The organism is Rubrivivax albus (genome assembly GCF_004016515.1).
GTDB classification, from domain to species: domain Bacteria; phylum Pseudomonadota; class Gammaproteobacteria; order Burkholderiales; family Burkholderiaceae_C; genus Rubrivivax; species Rubrivivax albus.
Genome location: NZ_SACT01000004.1, coordinates 32,972 through 56,298, shown reverse-complemented (window position 1 = coordinate 56,298; position 23,327 = coordinate 32,972). Strand labels below are relative to the sequence as shown.

The 23,327-nt window shown below is 71.6% G+C and carries 26 protein-coding genes; 7 read left to right on the top strand and 19 right to left on the bottom strand.

The window, feature by feature from the left end; all coding sequences use genetic code 11:
- Positions 1-4 precede the first annotated feature (4 nt).
- From puhC to ENE75_RS13335, 7 genes are read left to right on the top strand one after another with little or no spacing between them, the layout of a single operon-like run.
- A complete protein-coding gene (puhC, locus tag ENE75_RS13365) occupies positions 5-457 on the top strand; it encodes a photosynthetic complex assembly protein PuhC (RefSeq protein ID WP_128198827.1) in 453 nt (150 codons plus the stop codon).
- A 28-nt stretch (positions 458-485) separates the two neighbouring features.
- A complete protein-coding gene (acsF, locus tag ENE75_RS13360) occupies positions 486-1,571 on the top strand; it encodes a magnesium-protoporphyrin IX monomethyl ester (oxidative) cyclase (protein ID WP_128198826.1) in 1,086 nt (361 codons plus the stop codon).
- 37 nt (positions 1,572-1,608) lie between these two features.
- Positions 1,609-2,409, top strand: a complete 801-nt coding sequence (gene puhE, locus ENE75_RS13355; RefSeq protein ID WP_128198825.1) for a putative photosynthetic complex assembly protein PuhE — start codon at positions 1,609-1,611, stop codon at positions 2,407-2,409.
- Positions 2,410-2,418: 9 nt separating this feature from the next.
- The gene (locus tag ENE75_RS13350) at positions 2,419-3,981 is read left to right on the top strand and encodes a phytoene desaturase (RefSeq protein ID WP_233259068.1); all 1,563 of its coding nucleotides are present in this window, start codon (positions 2,419-2,421) and stop codon (positions 3,979-3,981) included.
- On the top strand, positions 3,971-5,077 hold the full coding sequence (locus tag ENE75_RS13345) for a phytoene/squalene synthase family protein (RefSeq protein ID WP_233259067.1): 1,107 nt from the start codon (positions 3,971-3,973) through the stop codon (positions 5,075-5,077). Before ENE75_RS13350 ends, ENE75_RS13345 begins: the two co-directional genes overlap by 11 nt.
- A 24-nt stretch (positions 5,078-5,101) precedes the next feature.
- Entirely contained in the window at positions 5,102-5,329 is a 228-nt protein-coding gene (locus ENE75_RS13340; protein WP_128198823.1) for a hypothetical protein, read from the top strand.
- On the top strand, positions 5,313-5,558 hold the full coding sequence (locus ENE75_RS13335) for a hypothetical protein (RefSeq protein WP_128198822.1): 246 nt from the start codon (positions 5,313-5,315) through the stop codon (positions 5,556-5,558). The genes ENE75_RS13340 and ENE75_RS13335 overlap by 17 nt, the downstream gene beginning before the upstream one ends.
- A 168-nt stretch (positions 5,559-5,726) precedes the next feature.
- Here ENE75_RS13335 and ENE75_RS13330 read toward each other — a convergent pair whose 3' ends face one another.
- The 19 genes from ENE75_RS13330 to ENE75_RS13245 all read right to left on the bottom strand — a co-directional run bounded on the left by ENE75_RS13330 (position 5,727) and on the right by ENE75_RS13245 (position 23,102).
- Positions 5,727-7,145, bottom strand: coding sequence for a PucC family protein (locus ENE75_RS13330; protein WP_128198821.1), 1,419 nt, complete (start codon positions 7,143-7,145; stop codon positions 5,727-5,729).
- Positions 7,146-7,236: 91 nt separating this feature from the next.
- Complete coding sequence (locus ENE75_RS13325; RefSeq protein WP_128198820.1) at positions 7,237-7,449, bottom strand: light-harvesting protein; 213 nt, start codon at positions 7,447-7,449, stop codon at positions 7,237-7,239.
- Positions 7,450-7,462: 13 nt separating this feature from the next.
- Complete coding sequence (gene pufB, locus ENE75_RS13320; protein WP_128198819.1) at positions 7,463-7,615, bottom strand: light-harvesting antenna LH1, beta subunit; 153 nt, start codon at positions 7,613-7,615, stop codon at positions 7,463-7,465.
- A gap of 125 nt (positions 7,616-7,740) precedes the next feature.
- Complete coding sequence (locus ENE75_RS13315; protein ID WP_128198818.1) at positions 7,741-8,643, bottom strand: carotenoid 1,2-hydratase family protein; 903 nt, start codon at positions 8,641-8,643, stop codon at positions 7,741-7,743.
- Entirely contained in the window at positions 8,577-10,151 is a 1,575-nt protein-coding gene (gene crtD, locus ENE75_RS13310; RefSeq protein WP_233259066.1) for a 1-hydroxycarotenoid 3,4-desaturase CrtD, read from the bottom strand. The genes ENE75_RS13315 and crtD overlap by 67 nt, the downstream gene beginning before the upstream one ends.
- Entirely contained in the window at positions 10,138-10,968 is an 831-nt protein-coding gene (locus tag ENE75_RS25345) for a spheroidene monooxygenase (protein WP_233259065.1), read from the bottom strand. Before ENE75_RS25345 ends, crtD begins: the two co-directional genes overlap by 14 nt.
- A 17-nt stretch (positions 10,969-10,985) precedes the next feature.
- The gene (gene ispH, locus ENE75_RS13305; protein WP_233259064.1) at positions 10,986-11,969 is read right to left on the bottom strand and encodes a 4-hydroxy-3-methylbut-2-enyl diphosphate reductase; all 984 of its coding nucleotides are present in this window, start codon (positions 11,967-11,969) and stop codon (positions 10,986-10,988) included.
- A gap of 48 nt (positions 11,970-12,017) precedes the next feature.
- Positions 12,018-13,085, bottom strand: a complete 1,068-nt coding sequence (gene pufC, locus ENE75_RS13300; RefSeq protein ID WP_128198815.1) for a photosynthetic reaction center cytochrome PufC — start codon at positions 13,083-13,085, stop codon at positions 12,018-12,020.
- Positions 13,082-14,068: a photosynthetic reaction center subunit M gene (pufM, locus tag ENE75_RS13295; protein WP_128198814.1), complete on the bottom strand. Its 987-nt coding sequence runs from the start codon at positions 14,066-14,068 to the stop codon at positions 13,082-13,084. Before pufM ends, pufC begins: the two co-directional genes overlap by 4 nt.
- A gap of 24 nt (positions 14,069-14,092) precedes the next feature.
- Positions 14,093-14,935, bottom strand: a complete 843-nt coding sequence (gene pufL / locus ENE75_RS13290; protein ID WP_128198813.1) for a photosynthetic reaction center subunit L — start codon at positions 14,933-14,935, stop codon at positions 14,093-14,095.
- A 142-nt stretch (positions 14,936-15,077) separates the two neighbouring features.
- Positions 15,078-15,281 carry a light-harvesting antenna LH1, alpha subunit gene (pufA, locus tag ENE75_RS13285; protein ID WP_128198812.1) on the bottom strand — a complete coding sequence of 68 codons (204 nt, stop codon included), beginning with the start codon at positions 15,279-15,281 and terminating at the stop codon, positions 15,078-15,080.
- A 12-nt stretch (positions 15,282-15,293) separates the two neighbouring features.
- Entirely contained in the window at positions 15,294-15,512 is a 219-nt protein-coding gene (locus ENE75_RS13280) for a hypothetical protein (protein ID WP_128198811.1), read from the bottom strand.
- A gap of 42 nt (positions 15,513-15,554) precedes the next feature.
- Positions 15,555-15,701, bottom strand: a complete 147-nt coding sequence (gene pufB / locus ENE75_RS13275) for a light-harvesting antenna LH1, beta subunit (RefSeq protein ID WP_128198810.1) — start codon at positions 15,699-15,701, stop codon at positions 15,555-15,557.
- Positions 15,702-15,800: 99 nt separating this feature from the next.
- The gene (bchZ, locus tag ENE75_RS13270; RefSeq protein ID WP_128198809.1) at positions 15,801-17,276 is read right to left on the bottom strand and encodes a chlorophyllide a reductase subunit Z; all 1,476 of its coding nucleotides are present in this window, start codon (positions 17,274-17,276) and stop codon (positions 15,801-15,803) included.
- Between the two features lie 70 nt (positions 17,277-17,346).
- Positions 17,347-18,822: a chlorophyllide a reductase subunit Y gene (gene bchY, locus ENE75_RS13265; RefSeq protein WP_128198808.1), complete on the bottom strand. Its 1,476-nt coding sequence runs from the start codon at positions 18,820-18,822 to the stop codon at positions 17,347-17,349.
- Between the two features lie 14 nt (positions 18,823-18,836).
- On the bottom strand, positions 18,837-19,835 hold the full coding sequence (locus tag ENE75_RS13260) for a chlorophyllide a reductase iron protein subunit X (RefSeq protein WP_199232297.1): 999 nt from the start codon (positions 19,833-19,835) through the stop codon (positions 18,837-18,839).
- The gene (gene bchC / locus ENE75_RS13255; protein WP_128198807.1) at positions 19,832-20,809 is read right to left on the bottom strand and encodes a chlorophyll synthesis pathway protein BchC; all 978 of its coding nucleotides are present in this window, start codon (positions 20,807-20,809) and stop codon (positions 19,832-19,834) included. Before bchC ends, ENE75_RS13260 begins: the two co-directional genes overlap by 4 nt.
- A gap of 107 nt (positions 20,810-20,916) precedes the next feature.
- Positions 20,917-22,116, bottom strand: a complete 1,200-nt coding sequence (locus tag ENE75_RS13250) for a methyltransferase (RefSeq protein ID WP_128198806.1) — start codon at positions 22,114-22,116, stop codon at positions 20,917-20,919.
- Positions 22,117-22,202: 86 nt separating this feature from the next.
- Positions 22,203-23,102, bottom strand: a complete 900-nt coding sequence (locus tag ENE75_RS13245) for a polyprenyl synthetase family protein (RefSeq protein ID WP_128198805.1) — start codon at positions 23,100-23,102, stop codon at positions 22,203-22,205.
- Positions 23,103-23,327 lie beyond the last annotated feature (225 nt).

The window sequence follows — 23,327 nt, the reverse complement described above, 5'->3', positions numbered from 1 at the left end:
GACGATGGCCACGCTGACCACCCCGATGTCCCGTACGCCACTGCTCGCGCTGGCGGCAGTGGCCGTGCTGTCGGTGGCCGGGACGGCCGTCGTGCGCTGGACATCGCCGGCCCCAGCCGCCGAGCCGGCCGCCACCCAGCGCGAGGCCGCAGCCCTGCAATGGCGCACCCTGCACTTCAGCGACACCGCCGACCACGGCATCGCCATCCACGACGCCGCCACCGGCACGCTGCTCGACACGCTGCACGGCGAACAGGGCTTCGTGCGTGGCGTGCTGCGCGCGATGACGCGCGAGCGGCGCATCCGCGGTGTCGCCACCAGCAGCGCGGCCTTCGAGCTCGCCGTCGGCGCCGACGGCCGGCTGACGCTGCGCGACCCGGCCACCGGCCTGACCCTCGACCTGCTGGCCTTCGGGCCGACGAACGCCGGCGCCTTTGCGCGCCTGCTCGGCCTCTGACGCCGGGCGCGACCTCAAGGAGACCCCCATGTCCGCCGTCCAAGCCACCCACGCCATCGACAGCAGTGCCGCCGCCGCGGCCAAGGCCAAGCAGGAAACGCTGCTGACGCCGCGCTTCTACACCACCGACTTCGCCGCGATGGACCGCATCGACGTGAGCGCCATCCGCGCCGAGTGGGACGCGATGATGTCGGAGTACGAGGGCGACAACAACCACGACCACTTCCAGCGCGACGCCGCCTTCGGCGAGGAGGCTCGCACCCAGATGGCGCGCTGGACGCCGGAACTCAAGCAGGAGTTCCTGGACTTCCTGGTCAGCTCGGTGACCTCGGAGTTCTCCGGCTGCGTGCTCTACAACGAGATCGCCAAGCACGTGCAGAACCCCGACGTGAAGGCGCTGATGCGCTTCATGGCGCGCGACGAGTCGCGCCATGCCGGCTTCATCAACCAGTCGCTCAGGGACTTCGGGCTCGGCCTGGACCTGGGCGACCTCAAGCGCACCAAGAAGTACACCTACTTCAAGCCCAAATACATCTTCTACGCCACCTACCTGAGCGAGAAGATCGGCTACGCGCGCTACATCACCATCTTCCGCCAGCTCGAGCGTCACCCGGAACTGCGCTTCCACCCGATCTTTCGCTGGTTCGAGCGCTGGTGCAACGACGAATTCCGCCATGGGGAGTCGTTCGCGCTGATCATGCGTGCGCACCCGCACCTGCTGCGCGGCGGCAACCTGCTGTGGATCCGCTTCTTCCTGCTGGCGGTCTACGCCACGATGTACGTGCGCGACCACACGCGGCCGATGCTCAAGCAGGCCATGGGCCTGGACCCGACGAGCTACGACTACCAGGTCTTCGACATCACCACCGAGATCTCCAGGCAGGTCTTTCCGATCTCGCTGGACACCGACCACCCCGCCTTCCGCGCCGGCCTGGACCGCCTGTTCCGCCTGTCCGAGCGCATGGAGGCGGCCAAGGCCCGCGGCGGCCTCGTCGGCCGCCTGCAGCAGGCCGGGCTGGCGGTGGCCGGTGCGGCCACCTTCGCGCGGCTGTACCTGATGCCGGTGAAGCGCCATGCGCTGCCGACGCAGGTGCGTGTGGCACCAGCCTGGTGAGCCACCACCGCATGAACCGCCAACCAGGCACCGGCCGATGACCGATCCGCTGTTCGGCTACACGGCACCGGTGCTGTTCGCGGTGTTCGTGTGGTGGTTCTCCACCGGGCTGGTGCTGCTGCTGGATGGCCTGCCGCGCACCAGCTTCCGCTGGAGCCACGCGCTGTCCACAGGCCTCGCGCTGGCAGCCTTCGCCGGCCTGTCGCACACCGCCGGCCAGGCCACGGCCACCGGCGCCTTCTGTGCCTTCACCAGTGCGCTGCTGGTCTGGGGCTGGCACGAGCTGAGCTTCCTCACCGGCTGGGTCACCGGCCCGCGCCAGCGTGCGGCCGACGCCGGCCTTCAGGGCTGGCCCCGCTTCCGCCAGGCCACGCTGGCCGTGCTGTGGCACGAACTCGCCATCCTGGCGTCGGGCGTCGTGATCGCGGCGCTGACCTGGGGCGCGCCCAACCAGGTCGGCATCGCCACCTTCGGCGTGCTGTGGGTGATGCGGCTGAGCGCCAAGCTCAACGTCTTCCTGGGCGTGCGCAACCTCAGCGTCGAATTCCTGCCGGCGCACCTGGCCTACCTGGCCAGCTACTTCCGCGCACGGCCGATGAACGTGCTGTTCCCCTGGTCGGTGACGGTCGCCACCGTGGTGGCGGTGCTGGTGGTGCTGAACGCGCTGGAAGGCGGCCCCGGCAGTGCCCAGGCCACCGGCGGCCTGCTGGTGGCGACACTGCTGGCCCTGGCGATCCTGGAGCACGGGTTGATGGTGCTGCCCATCCAGGCCCAGGCACTGTGGGCCTGGGCCATGCGCGGTCGGCGCGCCAGCGCCACGGACCTGCCGGCCACCTGAAAGGCCACCATGCGCCGCGACCCCATGCCGATCGACCTGAGCACCGGCACCGCCCTGCCCCCGCAGCCGGTGCCCGACGACGCGCCACGCGCCATCGTCATCGGCAGCGGTTTCGGCGGCCTGGCCGCCGCCCTGCGCCTGAGCTGCCTGGGCTGGCGCGTGGAGGTGCTGGAGAAACTCGACCAGCCCGGCGGCCGCGCCGGCGTCTGGCGGCAGGACGGCTTCACGTTCGATGCCGGCCCCACCATCATCACCGCGCCCTTCATGCTCGAGGAGCTGTGGGCGATGGCCGGCCGCCGCCTGGCCGACGACGTCGAGCTGCGGCCGATGGAGCCGTTCTACCGCATCCGCTTCGACGACGGCAGCCACCTCGACTACAGCGGCGACCCCGCGCGCATGCGCGCCGAGATCGCCCGCCTGAGCCCCGGCGACCTGCCAGGCTACGACGCCTTCGTGAAGGAGTCGGACCTCTGCTATCGGCTGGGCTTCGAGAAGCTGGGCAGCATTGCCTACGACACGCTGGGCGACCTGCTGCGCGCCTCGCCGCAGCTGTTCCGCATGCGCGGCTGGCGCAGCATCCACCAGATGGTGGCCGGCCACCTGCGCGACCCGCGGCTGCGCATCGCGCTGAGCTTCCACCCGCTGCTCATCGGCGGCAACCCCTTTGCCGTGACCTGCATCTACAGCCTGATCAACACGCTGGAGCGCCGCTACGGCGTGCACTGGGCCATGGGCGGCACCGGCGCGCTGGTGCGCGGCCTGGTCAACCTGCTGGCCTCGCGGGGCGTGCCAGTGCGCTGCAACGCCGAGGTGCAGGAGATCACGGTCGATGGGGGCCGCGCCAGCGGCGTGCGCCTGGCCAGCGGCGAACGGCGGCACGCCGAGATCGTGGTCAGCAATGCCGACACCGCCTGGACCTACCGGCACCTGGTCGCCCCGACCCATCGCCGCCACTGGACCGACCAGCGCGTGGACAAGGCCCGCTACTCGATGAGCCTGTTCGTCTGGTACTTCGGCACCCGGCGCCGCTTCGACGACGTGCCGCACCACATGATGCTGCTCGGCCCGCGCTACAAGGGCCTGCTGGACGACATCTTCCGCCGCCACCACCTGGCCGAGGACTTCAGCCTCTACCTGCACCGCCCCAGCGCCACCGATCCCTCGGTGGCGCCACCCGGGCACGACGCCTTCTACGTGCTCTCGCCGGTGCCCCACCTGGACAGCGGCACCGACTGGGCCACCCAGGCCGAGCCCTACCGGCAGGCCATCCAGCGCCGGCTGGAGGAGACCGTGCTGCCGGGCCTGGGCGCCGAGATCGTCAGCTCCCGCATCACCACGCCGCAGGACTTCCACGACCGCCTGCTGTCGTTCAAGGGTGCGGCCTTCGGCATGGAGCCGCTGCTGCTGCAGAGCGCCTGGTTCCGCCCGCACAACCGCAGCGAGGACCTGCCCGGCCTGTACCTCGTGGGCGCGGGCACGCACCCGGGTGCCGGCGTGCCGGGTGTGCTGATGTCGGCCAAGGCGCTGGAGAGCGTGCTGCCGTCCGTGAAGGAGACCCGCCGTGCATCCTGACCCCGACACCCGCCATGCGCCCCCGGTCTACGACCCCGCCGCCTGCCGTGCGCTGATGCGCGGTGGCTCGCGCACCTTCTTCGCCGCCTCGCTGCTGCTGCCGGCGCGCGTGCGCGCCCCCGCCTGTGCGCTGTACGCCTACTGCCGGCTGGCCGACGACGCCGTGGACGACGGCGCCAATCCCCTGCAGGCGCTGGCGCAGCTCAACGAACGGCTGGACGCGCTCTACGCCGGCCGCCCGCGCGCCATCGAGGCCGACCTGGCCCTGGCCGGCGTGGTGCACCGGTTCGCCATCCCGCGTACGCTGCTGGACGCGCTGCTCGAGGGTTTCGTGTGGGACCTCGAAGGCCGCCGCTACGAGACGCTGGACGACCTGCAGGCCTACGCCGCCCGGGTGGCCGGCACCGTGGGCGCGATGATGGCCCTGGTGATGGACACCCGCGATGCCCACGCCGTGGCCCGGGCCTGCGACCTGGGCGTGGCCATGCAGCTGACCAACATCGCGCGCGACGTGGGCGAGGATGCCCGCCGCGGCCGCATCTACCTGCCGCTGGCCTGGCTGCGCGAGGCCGGCATCGACCCCGACGCCTGGCTGGCCCAGCCACGCCACGACGCGGCGCTGGCCACGGTCGTGCAGCGGCTGCTGCAGGCCGCCGAGGCGCTCTACGCGCGGGCGGAACACGGCATCGCCGCGCTGCCGCGCGACTGCCGCGCCGCCATCCTGGCCGCACGCCTGGCCTATGCCGAGATCGGCCACCAGCTGGCGCGCGAGGGGCTGGACGCCGTGAGCCGGCGCACCGTGGTGCCAGGCCGGCGCAAGCTGGCCCTGGTGGCGCAGGCCAGCAGCGCGGCGGTGCGCGCACCGGCCCACGACGCGGCCAGCCTGCCGCCGCTGCCGGCCACGCGCTACCTGGTCGACGCCGTCGCCGCCGGCCCGCACCCGGCGTTCATCCCTGCCCGAAACTTCCCGCAGCGGGTGGGCTGGGTGCTGCAGCTGTTCGAGCGCCAGCTGGCACAGCGCCAGGCCCTGCAACGCCCCCTGGCCCGGCCGGCCCTCGCACAGCGCCAGCTCGTGCCGCCGCACGGGCCGTACTGAGCCGCCGCGCGCCACAGGACGACCATGGGCAGCGAGCATGCCCCGTTGATCCTGATCGAGCTGGTGCTCGTGTTCGGCAGTGTGCTGGTGTTCGCCTGGTGGCAGCTGCGCTCGGTGGAACGCGACCGGCGGGAGACCCAGCGCCAGCGCGAGGCCGACGCGGCCGCCGCAGCCCGCACGAGCGGGCAAGGCGGCTCCCCCGCGCAGACACCCCCAACGACCGAGGACGTGAACGATGACCGTGCGCGCTGAACCCAGTTCGCCTGTGGCGCTGCCGAAGCTCGCCCCCACCTTGCGGTGGCTGGCGCTGGCCGCGGTGTTCGCCGCGGGCGCGTGGCAGGGTTATGGCTTCGGCGCCCGCATCGCCGGCCCGGTGGCCGGCCCCTGGCTGGGCACGCTGGCGGCGCTCAACATGGGCGTGATGGCGGCCGTGGCGGTCGCCAGCCTGGGCGGCTGGCTGGCCCGCTGGCGCCGGCGTTGACTCGTCCACCGGCGCGGCATGGTGCCGCGCCAGCGAGACTCACTTCTTCTTGGCCTTGCGCCGCCGGTCGGCGGCCTGGACTTCCTTGAGCGTCCACAGCGTGACCCACAGGATCCAGACCAACAGCAGCAGGTGATAGAGCTTCATCGACGTCTCCAGGCGGTGCGTTCAGGGGGCCGGCGGCGCCGGCGGTGATGTCAGCAAGGGCCACAGCACCACTGCGGTGGCCCCCAGCAGCACGATCTCCATCAGGTACACGGCGGCAAAGCCCGTGGCCGGCACGGCCAGGGCGGGGCCCAGGCTGCCCTGCGCGGCCAGCGCGCCAAAGGCGTCGCGCAATATACCGCCCAGGGCCACGCCCACGCCGGCGGCGGTGGCTTGCACCGCCCCCCAGGCGCCCAGCGCCAGGCCGACTTGGTCCTTCGGGGCGCGGTTCATGGTGAGCGTCAGCGTCGCATGGCCGAACAGCCCGGCCGCGAAGCCGATGGCGGCCACACCGGCGACGAACAGCGCCAGCCACTGCGCAGGTGCGGCCACGGTGATGGCGGCAAACGCCGGCACGCCCAGCAGCGCCGCCTGCAGGGCCAGGCGAACGGGCTCGCCGCCCCGGCCCAGCACCCGCGACGCGAGGCCGAAGCCGCACAGGCCGCCGGCGGCCAGCGTGGCGGTGAGCCAGGTGGTCTGGCCCACGCCCATCTGCAGGACCTGACCGCCGTAGGGCTCGATCAGGACGTCCTGCATGCCGAAGGCCAGCGTGCCCAGACCGATGGCGGCCAGCCGCCGCGCCGAGCCGTCGTGGGCCACGAAGGCACGCCAGGCCTCGCGGAAGTCGGGCTCACGGGCCGGGCGCTCGCGCCAGCGTGCCACGCGCTGCGGGTCGCGCGTCTCCTGCTGCCACAGGGCCACGGCGTTGAGCACCAGCGTGGCCACCGCGGCGCCCTGGATCACCTGCACCAGGCGGCCGGGGCTGAAATCCCTCAGCAGCCAGCCGAACAGCAGCGCGCTGCCCATGGTGCCCAGCAGCAGCATCACGTACATCAGACCGACCACGCGCGGTTGCTTGTCCGGCGCGGCCTGGTCGTTGGCCAGGGCCAGGCCGGCGGTCTGCGTGGTGTGCAGGCCTGCGCCCACGAGCAGGAAGGCCAGCGCCGCCGAGGCCTGGCCGATCCACGCCGGCCAGCGGCCGGCATCGCCACCGCCGGAGAGCACCAGCAACGCAAACGGCATGATCGCCAGGCCGCCGAACTGGATCATCGTGCCCATCCACATGTAGGGCACACGACGCCAACCCAGCGCGGAGCGGTGATGGTCGGACTTGAAGCCGATCAGCGCACGCATCGGCGCGTAGATCACCGGCAGCGCGATGACCACCGCCACCAGCGACGCCGGCACGCCGAGCTCGACGATCATCACCCGGTTGAGCGTGCCCAGCATCAGCACCAGGGCCATGCCCACCGAGACCTGGAACAGCGACAAACGCAGCAGGCGCGACAACGGCAGGCCCGGCGAGGCCGCGTCGGCGAACGGCAGGAACCGGGGGCCGAGACGGACCCAGTTGGTCAGCAGGTGGCGACTGAGGGATGTCATGCGTCGAGCGGCAGCGGGCCATGCCGGCCACCGCGCAGCGCGCGGCACCGGCATGGCCCGCCGTCCTGGGGACGGCGGCCAGCGCTGTGGGCTACTTCGGCGCTTCGGCTGGCGCGAGCGCCAGCTTCGTCGTCGACTCGGCCTGCGCCGTCTGCTTGGCACCACCTTCGTAGTACTTGGGCAGCCAGGTGGTGTGGGTCAGCAGCGCGTAGTGCACCGCGAACGAACTCACCGCCACGGCGCCGAGCATCAGAGGGATGCCCACCGACGGCTTCACGACGCACCAGATTTTTCCGTAGATCATGGTGTGCCCTCCTTCACTTCAGCCAGGGCGAATAGATGTAGGCGAGCAGGTGCGCCAGCGCCGCGATCATCCCGAAGATCTGAGTCCCCTGGATGATGTGGCGATGGACCTCCTCGGACTCGGCCTCGGTCAAACCGGTTGGCCAAACCTTGTCGGAATCGGACATGGTTGCAAGCTCCTTTTCTTGGGCTCTGGGTTGTCGTGCGAAAGCCCGCACGGGGGCAATGTCATTCTAGTGATACACCTTGATGTGTCTATTGTTATTGACACCCAGAACGACATGTGAGGTCCTCAGCGCCGCCGGGGCATGCGCCAGGGCAACATCCACTGCACCATCGGCGACTGCAGCCGCGGCAGGCTGAGCGATTCGTGCACGGCCTGCACGCGCTGGCCCAGCACGCCGCAGTCCAGCAGCGAGCGGGCATAGAACGGCGTGTCCTCCAGCGTGCGGTGCACGCGAGCCGGTGCGTCGCTGCGGATCTGGCGTGCCACACGCCAGCCGGTGCGCGGCAGGCGCTGGCGGGGCGGCGCCGCGAAGGCCTCGGTCTGGCCGTGGGTGGCGAAGCGCTGCGCGATCACGCGCCCGGCGCCGCCGCGTTCGCGCACGTCGTAGATCACGGCTGTGCTGCCGTCGGCCAGCGTGGCGCGCGACCAGTCCCAGTCGGCAAAGGGGCGTTCGATGGGCTCGTCGCCGTCGTTGCTGTCCACGTAGGCCTCGCCCTGCCAGCGCAGGGCCGGCGCGTCGAGTTCGACCTCGGCGCGGGCGCAGGGGGCGATCGGGCCCCAGCGGTGCGCACCGCCGGTGTCCAGCGTCGTGCGCCAGCGCGCCAGGCCATGCGGCCAGATGCGCACGCGGCCGCGCACCCGGCGCGGCCAGGGCATGCCGACCTCGTCAATGTCCAGGCACAGCGCGCCACCGTCCCAGCGCACACGGCTGGGCCCGACGACGAACGCCGTCGCGCTGCGCTGCACGTGGCGGGCGGCACGCTCGGTCATCGTCCAGCGCCGCGCATCGCCGTAGAGGGCGACGTTGATGGCGCAGTGCTGCAGCGGGTCGGTCATCGGGTCGCGGTGGAAGGCACGGCGGTAGTAGGGTGAGAAGACACTGCCGACGAAGGCGATCACGGTCAGGGCGTGGCGACCGTCGTCGCTGACGGCGTCGACGTACCACCAGAGGTAGCCACCGGGTGCCACCGGCGCGTCGAAGCGAGGTGCGCCATCAGCGCCGACGCCGCCCGTTGCCCCGACAAGGCGGCCATCGGCACCCCCGGCCCCGGGTGCACCCCACCGCCCGCCAGGAACAGCCCCGGCACCGCGGAGGCTGCGCCCGGGCGACGGAACAGCGTCATCCACCCGTGCGTGGCCTGGCCATACAGCGCCCCGCCCGTGGCCGGAAAGCGGCGCGCGAAGTCCTGCGGCGTCGTGCGCCGCACCTGGCGATGGGTCGCGCCGATGCGCAGGCCACAGGCCCGCATCAGCCCGAGGCTGCGGAATTCGCATGGATCGACCTCCACGTCGTCGAAGGATCGGTGGTCGCCATCGGCCGGGGCATTGACCAGGCACAGCAGCCGCTCGGCGGCGCCACGGTCCGGCCCGGCGCCTTGGCCGCGGTCCTGGGCGCAGACATAGACGGTGCCCTGCCGAGGCAGGCGCCGATGGCGGAAGATGTCGTCGAACTCGCTGGCGTAGTCGTCGTCGAAGAAGACGTTGTGGTGTGCGAGCTCGAAGCCGCTGGTCGGCGCATGCACCGCCCAGGTCACGGCCGACAGTGAACGCTGTGCGGCCGGCACCGCCGGCACGGCGCGGCGCACGGCATCGCCCAGCAGCCCCTGCACCAGGGCCTGCGGGTCGCCGTTGAACAGCACGGCATCGGCGGCCAGGGTCTCGCCGCTGGCCAGTTGCACGCCGCAGGCGCGGCCACCGTCGAGCAGGATGCGCTGCACGGGGCTGTGCCAGCGCAGCACCGCGCCACGGGCGGCCGCCAGGTCGGCCATGCGACGCGCCAGCGCATGCATGCCGCCGTCCACCGTCCACACGCCATCCATCTCGACCTGTGCCACCAGTTCCAGCGTGGCCGGCGCCTGCCAGGGCGAGGCACCGCAGTAGGTGGCGTAGCGGGCGAACAGCTGGCGCAGACGGGGGTCGCGGAAGTGCCGGCCCAGCGTCTGCCACAGCGTGGCGAACGGGCCCAGGCCGGACAAGGTGCCCAGGCCCGACGGCCCGAGGCTGCGCACCATGCCGAAGAAGTCGGGCCGCGCCGAACGCAGGTACGGCGTCTCCAGCGTGCGGTAGACCGTCCGCACCTCGCGGCAGAAGGCCTCGAAGCGGCGCGCCTCGGCCGCGCCGGCGAAGTCGCCCACCGCCTCCACCGAGCGTGCCGCGTCGGCGTACAGGTCCAGCGTCTGCGCATGCCCGCGCCACGCATGGCGCGCCAGCACGTCCAGGCGGGTCAGCGCGGGCAGGTCGGCCAGGGTGGCCCCGACCGCGGCGAGGATCTCCTCGAAGACCCAGCGCATCGTCAGCACCGTGGGCCCGGCGTCGACGTCGGCACCATCGACGCGCAGCCGGTGCATCTTGCCCCCGGGGCCAGAGGCCGACTCGACCAGCGTCACCGCCACGCCCTGGTGCGCCAGCAGCAGCGCACTGACCAGACCGCCGATGCCGGCGCCCACGACCACCACGCGGGGTTCAGAGCGCGCCAAGGTCACACCCCTTCCAATGCCCGGCCAGGGCCAGCGGCGCGAAGCGCACGAACATCGATTCGCTGAACCATCCCCCGCCCATCGAGGCGCGTGCCGCCTGCCCGTGGGCACCCTGTCGGGCATAGGCGTTCATCGCCGCCACGCTCGACCAGAGGCTGAACGTGGCCTGGCGCAGCACCGGCGCCTCACCCAGGCCGGCCGCGAGGTGACAGCCTTCGGCCCCGGCCAGCGCCGACTGTGCCGCCGGCGTGTGGCGCCAGAAGGCCCCCGCACGCGCGGGGCGGATGGACGCCCGCGTGAGCGCGGCCACCGGGCCGTGAACCGGGAGATCGGTGCTGACCGTCATGGCCGCACCGGACCAGCTGCCGCGGCTGGAGGCCGCGCGCAGCACCGCGGTGGCACACTCGGCAGCGTGCGCACGGTACGCCGTCATCAGCGGCGAACCGTCCACGAAGTCCATGGCCGCAGCCTCGCCGTCGAAGACCAGGAACAGGCCCTGGTGCAGCAGGCCCGGCATGAGCCCGAAGCCGCCATCGCGCCCGCTGCCCAGCACCTTGGCCATGACCAGGCCGGGCACGGCACGCAACGGCCAGCCCTGCAGCGGCAGCCGCGCCAGCCCCCAGGCGCCGGCATCGGCGCGCCAGCGCACGAGCACCAGCACGGCGACGTCGCCCACGGCCTTCGCCGGCCGGCTGTCCGTGCCCACCGCCTGCACACTGCGGCCTGACGCCATCTCGCGGTCGCCCTCGGACAGGCAGTGCCGCGCGTGCAGTCGATCCGATGCCCCAGGGGTCGGTGCGTGCAGCGGGGCGGTCAAGTTCGGCACCACGGCGTTCAGGCCGCCGGCCGCAGCACGGCCAGCGGCAGGCGAAAGGCCACCGATTCCTCGACGCCGGGCAGCTGGCGCACATCGCCGGCGCCCAGGGCGCTCAAACGCCGGGCCACGCGTTGCACCAGCACCTCCGGCGTGGACGCTCCGGCGCTCACGCCGACCTGCTGCACGCCGTCCAGCCAGGACGGGTCGACACCGGTTTCGTCGGGCACGAGATACGCCGCCACCCCCTGCTGCTCGGCCACTTCGCGCAGGCGCTGCGCGTTCGAACTGTTGGCCGACCCGACGATCAGCAGCAGGTCCACCTGGCGTGCCAGCGCGCGCACGGCGTTCTGGCGGTTCTGGGTGGCGTAACAGATGTCGTCCAGGTCCGGCCCAACGATCTGCGGGAAGCGCGCCTTCAGCGCCTGGATGATGTCCCGCGTGTCGTCCACGCTCAGCGTGGTCTGGGTCACGTAGGCCACCGGGGGGCCGGACACGAAGCGCAGCGCCGCCACGTCCTCGGGGCGGCTGACGAGGTGGACCTCCGCGTCCACCCGCCCCATCGTGCCGACCACCTCCTCGTGCCCGGCGTGGCCGATGACCACCAGCGCGTGCCCCTGCCGCACGTAGCGCTGCGCCTGCAGGTGCACCTTGCCCACGAGTGGGCAGGTGGCGTCGATTACGCGCAGGCCGCGCGCCATGGCGTCGCGCTCCACGGCCAGCGCCACGCCGTGGGCGCTGAACACGGTCACCGCCCCTGAAGGCACCTCGCCCAGCGTGTCGACGAAGACGGCACCGCGCGCGCGGAGGTCGGCCACCACGTGGCCGTTGTGCACGATCTCGTGGAACACGTAGACCGGCGCGCCGTGCAGTTCGAGCGCACGCTCGACGATCTCGACCGCCCGCACCACGCCGGCGCAGAAGCCGCGCGGCTGGGCCAGCAGCACCTGTGGCGCCGCAGCGTCATCGGCGGTGGCGCCCGGGTGTCCGCGGGGATCGTGCACGCTGCCCATCCCCGTTCGCCCTGGTCCTCGTGGTGGCGCCGCGCCAGTTCAGCGTTGCGACAACCGCAGCGGCTCGGCGGTGTTCATCGCCGCAGACGCCGCCTCGGCTGGCGGCGCCACGCGCTGGAGCTCGGGGAAGTCCTTGGCCATCGGCGCGCCATAGACCGGCTTGTAGGCGCCCTGGTGGCAGGTGGCGCACGACAGCTTGGCCACGTCGCCCAGCGGGCCCTTGCGCTCGGCCGGGAACACGTCGGTCAGCGGCACCAGGTGGTTCACGTTGAGGTCGGCCACCATGCGCAGGCCGTGCCACGCAGTGACGCGCTGCGTGGTGCTTTCGCTCCAGACCGCGAAGTTGCGCGTGCTGTGGCAGTAGGTGCAGTTGACACCCAGGGCGCCGGACATATGCATCATCAGTGCATAGGTGTCCTCGGTCGCCTGGATCGACGCCACGTGGCCGGTGGGCAGAGCCGTCGGCGCACCGACGGCGATCTTCTTCGGCTGGGCCGAGAGGTACATCGCGAACGGGTCGCCCGGCAGCGACGACAGCCCCACGTCGGCATCGGCCAGGTTCTGCCCGTTGCGGTTGCCGATGAAGTCGGCACGCTTGTCCTGCGGCGGCGTGGTGAACCACACCTGCTGCGGGACGTGCTGGCCGCGGTGGCACGTCCAGCAGGTCACGCCGGTCTCGGCGACGTGCGGCTTCCAGTCGGCGTTGATCTGCTGCGTCATGCGCAGCATGGCGCGCGCCACCACCTTGGTGTACTTGCCGTCGTCGGCCAGGTTCTCCAGGTTGTGGCAGTAGGCGCAGCCCTCGTTGGGCGCGATCCACTGCGTCATCGACGTCATCAGCCGCGTGAAGTTGCCGATGTCCACGTCGCCCAGCACCTGGACGTTCTGGTAGATCGTCTTCGCGGCCGGCCCGGCCGCCGGCAGCGCAGGTGTGGCCGCCGGCGGCTGGTTCAGCGGCACCTGCTGTTCCAGCGCGCGCGGGTTGTAGACCTGGACCATGCCGGTGCCGCGGTAGCCATGCTGCACGCTCACCGGCGGTGGGCGCTCGCAACCGGCCAGCACGGCAGCACCGAGCAGCGCTGCGAAGGCGGTGAACACGCGTCTCATGGCTTGACCCCTTGCGTCAGCGCCGGGTCCATCACCCCCGGGAAGACCTGCGGCTGCGGCGGCACCACACCGTGCTGCACCGACCACAGGTACCAGTTGTCGACCACCGTGCCCGACAGCAGGATGCCGATGCCGCCGGTCAGCGGGCACAGCACCGCGAACCACCAGGCCCAGCGATGGATCGATTCGGCGGTGGCGTTGAAGCCCATCGTCCAGCGCCAGAACAGCGCGCCGCGTTCCATGCCGGTGCCGCGGTCCACCGTCTGCTCGATCTCGCGCTCGGCGCCGTAGCGGGTGGTGGCCAGGATGGTGGCGCCGTGCATCGCGAACAGCAGGGCCGAGCCATACAGGAAGGCGATCGACAGCGCGTGGAACGGGTTGTAGAAGAGGTTGCCGTAGCGCAGCGAGAAGGCCGCCGTCCAGTCCAGGTGGGGGAAGATGCCGAAGGGCACGGCCTCGGCCCAGCTGCCCATCAGCACCGGGCGGATGAAGCCCAGCACCAGGAACAGCCAGATCGCCGCCGCGAAGGCCCAGGCCACGTGCGTGCCCAGCCCCAGGGCGCGGGCCCGGGTGTACATGCGGGCCCACCACAGAAGGATGGACGTGGTCAGGAAGCCGCCGGCCATCAGCCACCAGCCACCATCGTTCAGCGGTGGCAGCGACAGCCCATACTGCGGCCCCGGCGGGTCCAGCGACAGCCAGAACAGCTGGCGGATGAACTCCACCGGGTTCCAGTTCACCTGCGCCAGCATGTTGAAGCCGATGATGTTGAACGACAGGATGCCGAAGAACAGCGACGCGATGCCCAGCGGCCCGAGGTAGATGGGCCCGATCTGCGCATCCCCCAGCCACCCGGCCAGGTGCCAGTGCACGGGCTTGCCGCTGCGCGGCGAGTTCTTCGGCGGCAGCGGCACGCCCATGTGCGAAGGGCCGTGCGGCTGCACCGCGGTGAAGAGGTTCTGGTAGTCGAAGTCTTTGAACATCTCGGTCTCCTGCTGCACCGACGGTCAGCGACCCAGGGGCCACTGCGACCAGATGGGCATGTTCAGCCACCAGCTCCACCACTCGGGCCAGCCGCGGGTCCAGAACGGGCCGCTGATGACGATGCACACGGCGCTGAAGAAGACGGCCGCCAGCGCCAGGTACAGGCCCAGGCGGTGGATGCCCAGCGAGCCGATCGAGTAGCCGACGGCGTCACGGAAGAAGGTGTTCTCGTGGTCCGGCGTCTTGACCGTCTCGCCCTTGGCCGGGTTGGTCATCGACAGGATCAGGCCCCCGTGCATCGACAGCGCCAGCGCCGTCGTGAAGAAGAAGCTGATCGCCAGCATGTGCGCCGGGTTGTAGTGGAAGTGCAGGTACTGGTAGCCGACGTTGCTGACCCAGTCCAGGTGGCTGTAGATGCCGTACGGGAAGCCGTGGCCCCAGGCGCCCATCAGCACCGGGCGGATCACCACCAGCGTGAAGTAGGCGAAGATCGCGAAGCCGAAGGCCACCGGCACGTGATAGCCCATGCCCAGCTTGCGGCAGATCTCCACCTCGCGCAGCGCCCAGGACACGAAGGCCCCGAGGGCGCAGACCGTGATCAGCTGCCACAGCCCGCCTTCGAGCAGCGGTGCCAGGCCCAGGCCGTACGACAGGTCGGGCGGCGCGATGCTGATCTGCCAGAGGTTCCAGGTCGGCCCGTTGGCCGCGCCCCACAGGATCAGTGCGATGCCGACGAAGGCGAAGAACGCCGTCGTGATGCCGAAGAAGCCGACGTAGAACGGCCCCATCCAGAAGTCGAACAGGTCCCCGCCGATCAGGGTCCCGCCGCGCACGCGGTACTTGCGTTCGAAACTCAACATCGCCATGGCAATGCTCCTGCGGCCTCAGGCCATTTCTTGTCGGGGGCCGGCGCGCGGAGGCAGGGCCTCCAGGCGCTGGCCGGGGCGGCTGCAGGGGTGCCAGGCCGAAGCCCGGAACACCCACTGCCGCCCAGGGCGCGGTGAGGCGCTACTTGCCCGTGGTCAGCGAAGCGACCGCCGTGGGCGTCGGCGACTGGGCCGATGCCACGGTGGCCTTCTTCGGGCCATCGAGCCAGTTGAACTTGTTCGTGCTCAGCAGGATGAGATGGATCATCACCGCAATGCCGAACAGGAACACCGCCTGCGCCACCATCGTGCGCAGGGGATCGAACAAACGCCAGATTCTCCACATGGTTCCCAGCTCCTATTGAATGTTGGACATGAACGTGTAGACCGCTGCATTGACGCCGCCGAACAGGGACTTCACGCCTTCGGCGCCGGGCAGCCAGCTGCGCCACGGTTGCCCCAGCAACGCGCCGGCGAAGGCGATCAGCAGGAACACGACGAAGCTCAGCAGGTAGATCGGCAGGTCGGCACGCACGCCCTTGGGCGCGTGCACCGGTGCGGCTCGGGTCGAGGCCATGGTCAGCCCTCCTCGGTGTGGTCGATTCAGCAGGTCAGGTGCTCACAGCCATGGGCGCCAGGCCCAGACCAGGATGTGGGCCACGACGGCGATGGCCGTGAAGCCCACGAAGCCCTGGATGTAGAACTTGTGGAACTCCTGGGCCTCGTCATCCGAGAGGCCCGAGATCGAGCCCTTTCTTTCAGCCATAGGACAACTCCTTCAGCTTGGCCTTGCGGCCAGCCGCGCGCGAAGCCCGCGCGGCGGGGGCAGCCGTGGCGGCACGCCACGACGTCATGTGCGGCCCGCTCACGCCGGCACCTCCGCGACCGTCAGGTCGCAGGCGGCGTCGACACGGGCAGCGGTCACGCGCGACTCACCGGCCGTGCGCGCCTGCGCCTCGGCCTGGTCGCGCAGCCGCTTGGCCGCCGAAATGCGCACCAGCACCGGCTGCGACTCGACGACGGCGTCGAGCCGGGCGCGCGCGTCGGCGTCCCAGGGCAGTTCCGCGATGCGGCGGGCCGGCGTCGGCGCCACGGCATCCATCTCGGTGCCCAGCGGCAGGATGTGGAACAGCGCGTCGAACAGGCCGTTGCACAGCTCCTGCACCACGTAGGTGGCGCCGGCGTAGCCCATGAAGGGCGTGCCGGTGTGGCGGCGGATGATGGCGCCGGGAAAACTGGCCGGGATGAAGGCCGGGCGCATCGGCCCACGGCTGCCCGCCTCGGCCAGGTACATGCGCTCGTTGATGCTGCCGAACATCACCAGCGGCGGCTTCTCGCGCACCATGCGGCGCACCGCGGCGTTGTCGGTCTTGGCGCCGGGCTGGCGCGACACGGCGAACTGGCAGGGCAGGCCGAGTTCGTCTTCCAGGAAGTGGCGCAGGCCGCGCGCGTAGGTCTCGCCGGCGACGACGGCAAAGCTGGCGGTGGCGAAGAAGTCCTGCGTCACCGAGCGCCAGAGGTCCCACAGCGGCTTGATGGTGGTGTGCTTCTCGCGCTCGATGAAGGGCTCCGCGTCGAGCCCCAGCAGTTCGCCCAGGCTGCGCAGGAACTTGGTGGTGCTGTGCAGGCCGATGGGGGCCTGCAGCCAGGGCCGCTCCAGCGCCTCGCACAGCGCGCTGCCGAACTCGCGGTACAGGCAGATGTTGGCGTCCGCGTCGGCCAGTTTCTGCACGTCGGCCAGGTGGCTGCCGAGCGGGAACACCATGTTCACCTCGGCGCCGAGGCCTTCGACCAGGCGCCGGATCTCGGCCACGTCACTCGGGCTGTTGAACACGCCGTAGCTCGGGCCGATGAGGTTCACGCGCGGCTTGACGCCCGGCGCACGCTCGGCCGGCGTCGGGCGCGGCGGCACGTGGCGCAGGCCGTGTTCCTGCCACAGCCACAGCATGGCGCGGTTGGCGCACTGCCACTGGTCCTCGTCGATGGTGCGCGGCAGGAAGCGCTGGATCGTCGTGCCCTCGGGCGTGACGCCACCGCCGATCATCTCGGCGATGGAGCCGGTGACGACGACGCTGGGCAGGTCCGGGTCCAGGGCCGCGTGTGCGCGCTTCATCGCGCCCTCGGTGCCGTCGCGGCCCAGCTGCTCCTCGGCCAGGCCGGTGACGACGATGGGCAGCTCGTGCGGCGGCAGCGCGTCGGTGTAGTGCAGCACGCTGGTCACCGGCAGGTTCTCGCAGCCCACCGGGCCATCGATCACGACCTGCAGGCCCTTGATGGCGGTGAACACGTAGACGGCGCCCCAGTAGCCGCCGGCACGGTCGTGGTCGAGGACGAAGCTCATGCAACCCCCCAGGCCCTGCGGGCCGGCCCCCCAAGGGGGCTCGAGCGCCTTCGGAACGGGCGTGCGGCGCTCATACCATGCGCTCCGCCTGAAGCCGCTTGTGCAGCTTGATCACCTGCCGCCGCGTCTCGGCGCGGAACTCGGGGCGCTCCATCGGCATCTCGGCCCAGACACCGGCACGGTCGCCCTGGCCGGTGTCGCCGAAGAAGTCGGCCATGGCGTCGAAGCGGGCCTTGTTGGCCATGGCGGCATTGACCACCTGCGCCAGCGACCCGGCACCCGCCGGCCCCATCAGCGGCCGCGCGGAGATCAGGTTGGTGAAGTACAGCGCCGAGATGCGCATCTGCTTGGCGGCCTGCACCACCGGCGTGGTGCCGATGGCCAGATCCGGCTGCAGCGCCTTCACCGCGGCCAGGTCCTGTTCCAGCGAGGCGCGGAACTGCACCTGCACACCGCGCGCCTGCAGCCATTCGAGGTCGGGCGCCGACCAGGGGGTGCGCGGGCAGGCGGTGCCCACGTAGGGCACGTCGGCCCCGCTTTCGATCAGCAGCCGCGCCACCAGCAGTTCGGAGCCCTCGTAGCCGCTGACGGTGATGCGGCCCTTGACCGGCATGCGCGCCAGCGCACCGCGGATGGCCGGCAGCCACTGGTCCTTGGCCGCGCCGATGCGTGCCGCCGGCACGCCGCAGGCCTCGCCCACGGCCTGCAGCCAGGCCTCGGTGCCTTCCAGCCCCACGGGGGCCGAGGCCAGCACCGGCCGGCCGGCAGCCTGGAACTCGCGCACGCTGGCGGTGTAGAAGGGGTGGATGGCGGCGGCGGCCACGCTGTCCAGCGCCGCATACAACTCGCGCCACTCGCGCGTGGGCACCACCGGCCCGGCAGCCAGGCCCATGGACTCGAGCATCATGCCGATGCCCACCGGGTCGGCGGGGAACATCTCGCCCAGCAGCGCCACCGTGGGCCGCTCGCTGCGGCCGTCGCGCGGTGCGGTCACCGGGCCGGCCTCGGCCTCGGCACGCGCATAGGCCAGCATGGCCCCGGTCAGCACGTCCTTGGCCTCGGCATGCGTGGGCACACCGAAGCCGGGCACGTCGATGCCGATGATGCGCACGCCGTCGATGGACTTCGGCAGCAGGCGCAGCGGCACGCCGCTGGCGGTGGGCACGCACAGGTTGATGACGACGATGGCGTCCAGCGCGGCCGGGTCGGCCTGGGCGTGCACGGCGTCGCGGATGTCCTCGAACAGCTTGCCGGTGACCAGCGTCTCGCTGTTGAAGGGCACGTAACCCACGCTGCGGCGGGCCCCGTAGAAGTGGCTGGTGAAGGTCAGGCCGTAGACGCAGCAGGCCGAGCCGCTGAGGATGGTGGCCGTTCGCCGCATGCGCAGGCCCACGCGCAGCGAACCGAAGGCCGGGCACATGCTCTGCGGCTGGTCGTGCGGGCCGGTGGGGTAGTCGGTGCCGTAGCGCTGCAGCGTGGCCTGAAGCGTCTCGTCGCCGCCCTGTGCGCGGGCGGTGGCCTGTTCGGATGCGGCGTGGCAACTCATGCGATGGCCGTGCCTCAGGCGTCGTCGTAGACGACTTCGAGCGACGGGCGGATGGCCTCGTGCCGGCCCACCATGTCGAACACCGTGGCCGGCTCCATCTTGAAGTCGCGGCCGGTGACCTCGGCGCTGAACAGGCCGAGCAGTTCGTCCTGCGTCTGCGGCTTGGGCCGCACCGGCGGCGCCTCGGCGACGTTCTGCGCCAGTTCGGCGAACAGCGGGCCCCATTCACCATCGGGCTTGCCGATGATCTCGTAGCTGGCGCTCTTGCGGCGGATGTCCTCGTGCGCCGGGATGGCAGCCAGCACCGGGATGCCCGCCCTGCCCGCGAAGGCCTGCGCCTCACCGGTGCCGTCGTCCTTGTTGATGACCATGCCGGCCACGCCGACGTTGCCGCCGAGCTTGCGGAAGTACTCCACCGCACTGCAGACGTTGTTGGCCACGTAGAGGCTCTGCAGGTCGTTGCTGGCGACGACGATGACCTTCTGGCACATGTCGCGGGCGATCGGCAGGCCGAAGCCGCCGCAGACCACGTCGCCCAGGAAGTCGAGCAGCACGTAGTCGAAGCCCCAGTCGTGGAAGCCCAGCTTCTCCAGCGTCTCGAAGCCGTGGATGATCCCGCGGCCGCCGCAGCCGCGGCCGACCTCGGGGCCACCGAGTTCCATCGCGTAGACGCCGTCGCGCTTGAAGCACACGTCGCCGATGGCCACCGGCTCGCCAGCCAGCTTCTTGCGGCTGCTGGTCTCGATGATGGTGGGCGTGGCCTTGCCGCCGAAGAGCAGGCTGGTGGTGTCGCTCTTCGGGTCGCAGCCGATGAGCAGCACCTTCTTGCCCTGCTGCGCCATCATGTAGCTCAGGTTGGCCAGCGTGAAGCTCTTGCCGATGCCGCCCTTGCCGTAGATGGCGATGATCTGCGTGGTCTTGGCCGCGGGCGACGTGACCGGCGGCTCGGGTTCGACCGCGGCCTCGGCGCGCAGCCGCTGGTGCATGAAGATGACCGGTGTGGCTTGTGTCACTGCAGCGTTCTCCAGTCGAGCACCATCTTCAGGCAGTCGGCATCGCCGAACGCGGTGCGGTAGGCGGCGTCGGCGTCGCCGGGTGAGGCGTGGTGGGTCACCAGGCCATCGAGCGACAGGCGGCCGTTCTCGGCCAGTTCGCGCACGGCCAGCAGGTCCGGGCGCTTCCATTCCGCGGCGCAGCGGATGCGCGCCTCGCGCATGAAGGCGGGCGCGAAATTGAAGTGCAGCGGCTCGGTGTAGAAGCCGGCCAGCACGACCTCGCCACCGGGCGCCAGGCGCGCCACCAGCGTGTCGAGGATGGCGCTGTCGCCGCTGCAGTCGAAGATGGCGCGGTAGTCGCGGCGCGGGTCGTCGTCGGGCGTGGTCACCGCGTAGCCGGTGGCGCCACCCTGGCGCGCGGGGTTGGTCTCCCACACGGTGGGCGGCGCGAAGCCCGCCACCACGGTCATGCGTGCCAGCAAGCGGCCCAGCACGCCGTGGCCGACGATGAGGTCCGGCGGCACGATGTCGGCGCGCTCACCGCCGCCGGCCACCGCGTGGTAGGCGGTGGCGGCCAGGGCCAGCAGCACGGCGCGTTCGCCCAGGGCGTCGTCCACCGTGACCACGCGTGACTCGGCCGACACCAGGCGCGACGACGCACCGCCGAACAGACCGCGCACGTCGCCATAGCAGCGTGCACCGGGCACGAAGACGCGCTGCCCGATCAGGTGCTGCGCCCCACCGCCGGCGTCCACCACGCGCCCGACCGATTCGTAGCCCGGCACCAGCGGGTAGCCCATGCCCGGGAACACCGGCATGCGGCCGTTCCACAGCAGCTTCTCGGTGCCGGTGCTGATGCCGCTGTAGTCGATGTCGATCACCAGGTCGTGCTCGCCGACCGGATCGAGCGCCAACTCCCGGACGCTGAGCGACTCCGGCCGCTCGAGGACGACCGCACGGGCGGTGCGAACGCTGCCGGGAGAGGTGGTCATGGCTGCATCGGTTTGGGGCATCTGTTTGTCAGGATACGCTGACGTATCTGACTGTCAAGTGATGCTTACATCGTGCCCGTCCGGCTCGGCGCGCCGCGCCGGGCGCGTCATCGCGCCACGAGCAGGCCGGTCTGCAGCGGCATCCGGGTGCGCACGCGTCGCACATCGGTGAACCCGGCCTCGCGCATCAAGGCCGACAGTTCATCGGCCGTGCGCGGGCGCCCTCGCCCCATGGCCAGCAGGTAGAGGCCGAAGTAGGCGTCCCCCATCGCTTCGGCGCCGCGCTCGCCGGCCATCGGCTCGGCCAGCAGCAGGCACCCGCCCGGCGGCAGTGCCCGGCGCACGTTGCGCAGCAGCTGCAGCACCCGGTGGTCCGGGTGGTCGAAGGCCACGCGGACCAGCGACACCACGTCGGCCCCGGTGGGCAACGGGTCGTTGAAGAAGTCGCCACCGTGGGTGCGGCTGCGGCCCTGGAGTCCGGCGGCGTCGAAACGCGCCTGGGCTCGCTGCGCCACGGCTGGCAGGTCGAAGAGCCGCACCGACAGCTGCGGCGCCGTCTGCGCCGCGGCCACCAGGAAAGCGCCTTCGCCCCCTCCGACGTCCAGCAGCACCCGATGGGCCCGAAGGTCGTAGGCGGCCAGCACCTCCTGCGTGACCAGGGCCTGGGATGCCGTCATCAGTTCGGAATAGGCCGCCACGTCGGTCGCGGCCAACTGCGCGGTGGCGGCGCCATGGTCGGCGTAGGGCCAGTAGGCCGCCATCGCTGCTGGTCGGTCGCGGCGCAGCAGGGCCAATGGGTCGGCGAGGTCGGCGTAGAGCGTGGCATGGTGCTCAACCATCGCCAGCAGCCCCGGCTGCGCCGGCAACGGCGCCCCCAGCCGCCCCAGGGCGACGCGGTCGCCCTGGCGCCAGTCCAGCAACTGCACCGCCACGGCCGCGGCCAGCAGGCGGCGAAGTGCATCCTCGTCCAGCCCTGTTGCCTGCACCAGCCGCGGCACCGGGCATGGCCCGTCTGCCAGGCGTTCGAACAGGCGCAACCGCACGCAGGACAGCAGCACCTGCGAATAGACGAAGCCCGCCATCAGGTCGAACAGCGCTGCCGCGTCCCGGCGCACGAAACGCCGGGTCGGGCCGAAGGCGGCCGCCCGGCGCTGGAACGCGGGATCGGCCACCATCCGGTTGCGCCAGTCTCGCCAACGCTCGCGCCAGACCTGGAGCCAGCCGGACGCACTGGCGCCGCGGTCCGGCCGGCGCGTGGGCGACGCGGACAGCGTGTCGACGATCGCCGGGCCGCCCTCAAGCGCCATGGGGAGTCCCGATGCCCACAGCGCGCGACATCACCCGACGATCGAACCTGGCTCGGGGGCTGGCCATCACGGCGGCGTCTTCAAGCTCATGCCGCCGCCGGCAGGCCCTGGCACACGCGTGCGCTCCACGCCGGCGGCACCAGCCGGGCCGCTTCGCTGTGCACCAGCGCGCGCAGGCGCGAGGCACCGCGGCAGGGCGGCACGGCGTCCGCGGCCGTTTCGACGAGCTGCTGGAAGTGCCCCAATGCGCCCACCAACCCGCGCTCGCGCGCCACGCTCGGGCGGCCCAGCGCCAGGTCGCGCCCGATGGGCTTGCCCAGCCACTCCGGGTCGGCGGCCACGTCGCGGATGTCGTCGGCCACCTGGTAGGCCTCGCCCAGACGCTCGCCGAGCTCACGCCAGGCGCCGGCGTCACCGCCGGCGGCCATCGCGCCGGCCATCGTGGCGGCAGCAAACAGCGAGCCGGTCTTGGCCGCCTGGTACTCGCGCAGCGGCACCTGGCTCTCGCACTCCCAGGCCTGGCCGGCGGCGATGCCGCGCGGCATGCCCACGCCGCCGGCGATCGTGCTCAGCAACGGCGCCAGCCTCGCCGGATGGCGCGCAGGGGCCTGCGCCAGGGCCTGGAAGGCCAGCACGATCAGCGCATCCCCGGCCAGCACGGCCAGCCGTTCGCCGTGCGCGCGGTGGACCGACGGCCGACCGCGCCGCGTGGCCGCCGCGTCGAAACACGGCAGATCGTCGTGCACCAGGGACGCGCAGTGCAGCAGCTCGAGCGCCACCGCCGCCGCGTCGGTCAGGGCCGGGTCGTCGTCACCATGGGCGGCGGCCACCGCCAGGCACAACTGGGGCCGGATCCGGGCGCCGCCGGGAAACACCGCGTGGCGCACGGCCGCGACCAGGCGCGGTGGGCACCCGCCCCCCTCCACCCCGGCCACGGCGGCCTCCAGCGCTGCGTGGATGCGTTCGATCGGGTCCGTCGGGTCCATGCAATTCCTCGGTTGCCGCGGCGCTCGACGGTCGGGGCCGGTTCGCGGGCACGGTTGTCAGACGTCTTGTACGGTCGTTGTGTCAGGCAGAATAGACACTGTCATCGACATCGTCAATTGACATGTGCACCAGCGCGTTGATCGGACGACCTGCTCGTCCGGATTGACACCGCTCGAAGAAAGTCTTGTTGACACGCGGCGAACGGGCGCAGAATGAACCCGCGG

What these genes read in the sequence shown, in the direction of transcription:
- puhC (WP_128198827.1), top strand. Translation starts at nt 5, where the DNA reads ATGGCCACGCTGACCACCCCGATGTCCCGTACGCCACTGCTCGCGCTG.
- acsF (WP_128198826.1), top strand. Translation starts at nt 486, where the DNA reads ATGTCCGCCGTCCAAGCCACCCACGCCATCGACAGCAGTGCCGCCGCC.
- puhE (WP_128198825.1), top strand. Translation starts at nt 1,609, where the DNA reads ATGACCGATCCGCTGTTCGGCTACACGGCACCGGTGCTGTTCGCGGTG.
- ENE75_RS13350 (WP_233259068.1), top strand. Translation starts at nt 2,419, where the DNA reads ATGCGCCGCGACCCCATGCCGATCGACCTGAGCACCGGCACCGCCCTG.
- ENE75_RS13340 (WP_128198823.1), top strand. Translation starts at nt 5,102, where the DNA reads ATGGGCAGCGAGCATGCCCCGTTGATCCTGATCGAGCTGGTGCTCGTG.
- ENE75_RS13335 (WP_128198822.1), top strand. Translation starts at nt 5,313, where the DNA reads ATGACCGTGCGCGCTGAACCCAGTTCGCCTGTGGCGCTGCCGAAGCTC.
- ENE75_RS13330 (WP_128198821.1), bottom strand. Translation starts at nt 7,145, where the DNA reads ATGACATCCCTCAGTCGCCACCTGCTGACCAACTGGGTCCGTCTCGGC.
- ENE75_RS13325 (WP_128198820.1), bottom strand. Translation starts at nt 7,449, where the DNA reads ATGATCTACGGAAAAATCTGGTGCGTCGTGAAGCCGTCGGTGGGCATC.
- pufB (WP_128198819.1), bottom strand. Translation starts at nt 7,615, where the DNA reads ATGTCCGATTCCGACAAGGTTTGGCCAACCGGTTTGACCGAGGCCGAG.
- pufC (WP_128198815.1), bottom strand. Translation starts at nt 13,085, where the DNA reads ATGAGACGCGTGTTCACCGCCTTCGCAGCGCTGCTCGGTGCTGCCGTG.
- pufM (WP_128198814.1), bottom strand. Translation starts at nt 14,068, where the DNA reads ATGTTCAAAGACTTCGACTACCAGAACCTCTTCACCGCGGTGCAGCCG.
- pufL (WP_128198813.1), bottom strand. Translation starts at nt 14,935, where the DNA reads ATGGCGATGTTGAGTTTCGAACGCAAGTACCGCGTGCGCGGCGGGACC.
- pufA (WP_128198812.1), bottom strand. Translation starts at nt 15,281, where the DNA reads ATGTGGAGAATCTGGCGTTTGTTCGATCCCCTGCGCACGATGGTGGCG.
- ENE75_RS13280 (WP_128198811.1), bottom strand. Translation starts at nt 15,512, where the DNA reads ATGGCCTCGACCCGAGCCGCACCGGTGCACGCGCCCAAGGGCGTGCGT.
- pufB (WP_128198810.1), bottom strand. Translation starts at nt 15,701, where the DNA reads ATGGCTGAAAGAAAGGGCTCGATCTCGGGCCTCTCGGATGACGAGGCC.
- bchZ (WP_128198809.1), bottom strand. Translation starts at nt 17,276, where the DNA reads ATGAGCTTCGTCCTCGACCACGACCGTGCCGGCGGCTACTGGGGCGCC.
- bchY (WP_128198808.1), bottom strand. Translation starts at nt 18,822, where the DNA reads ATGAGTTGCCACGCCGCATCCGAACAGGCCACCGCCCGCGCACAGGGC.
- bchC (WP_128198807.1), bottom strand. Translation starts at nt 20,809, where the DNA reads ATGACCACCTCTCCCGGCAGCGTTCGCACCGCCCGTGCGGTCGTCCTC.
- ENE75_RS13250 (WP_128198806.1), bottom strand. Translation starts at nt 22,116, where the DNA reads ATGGCGCTTGAGGGCGGCCCGGCGATCGTCGACACGCTGTCCGCGTCG.
- ENE75_RS13245 (WP_128198805.1), bottom strand. Translation starts at nt 23,102, where the DNA reads ATGGACCCGACGGACCCGATCGAACGCATCCACGCAGCGCTGGAGGCC.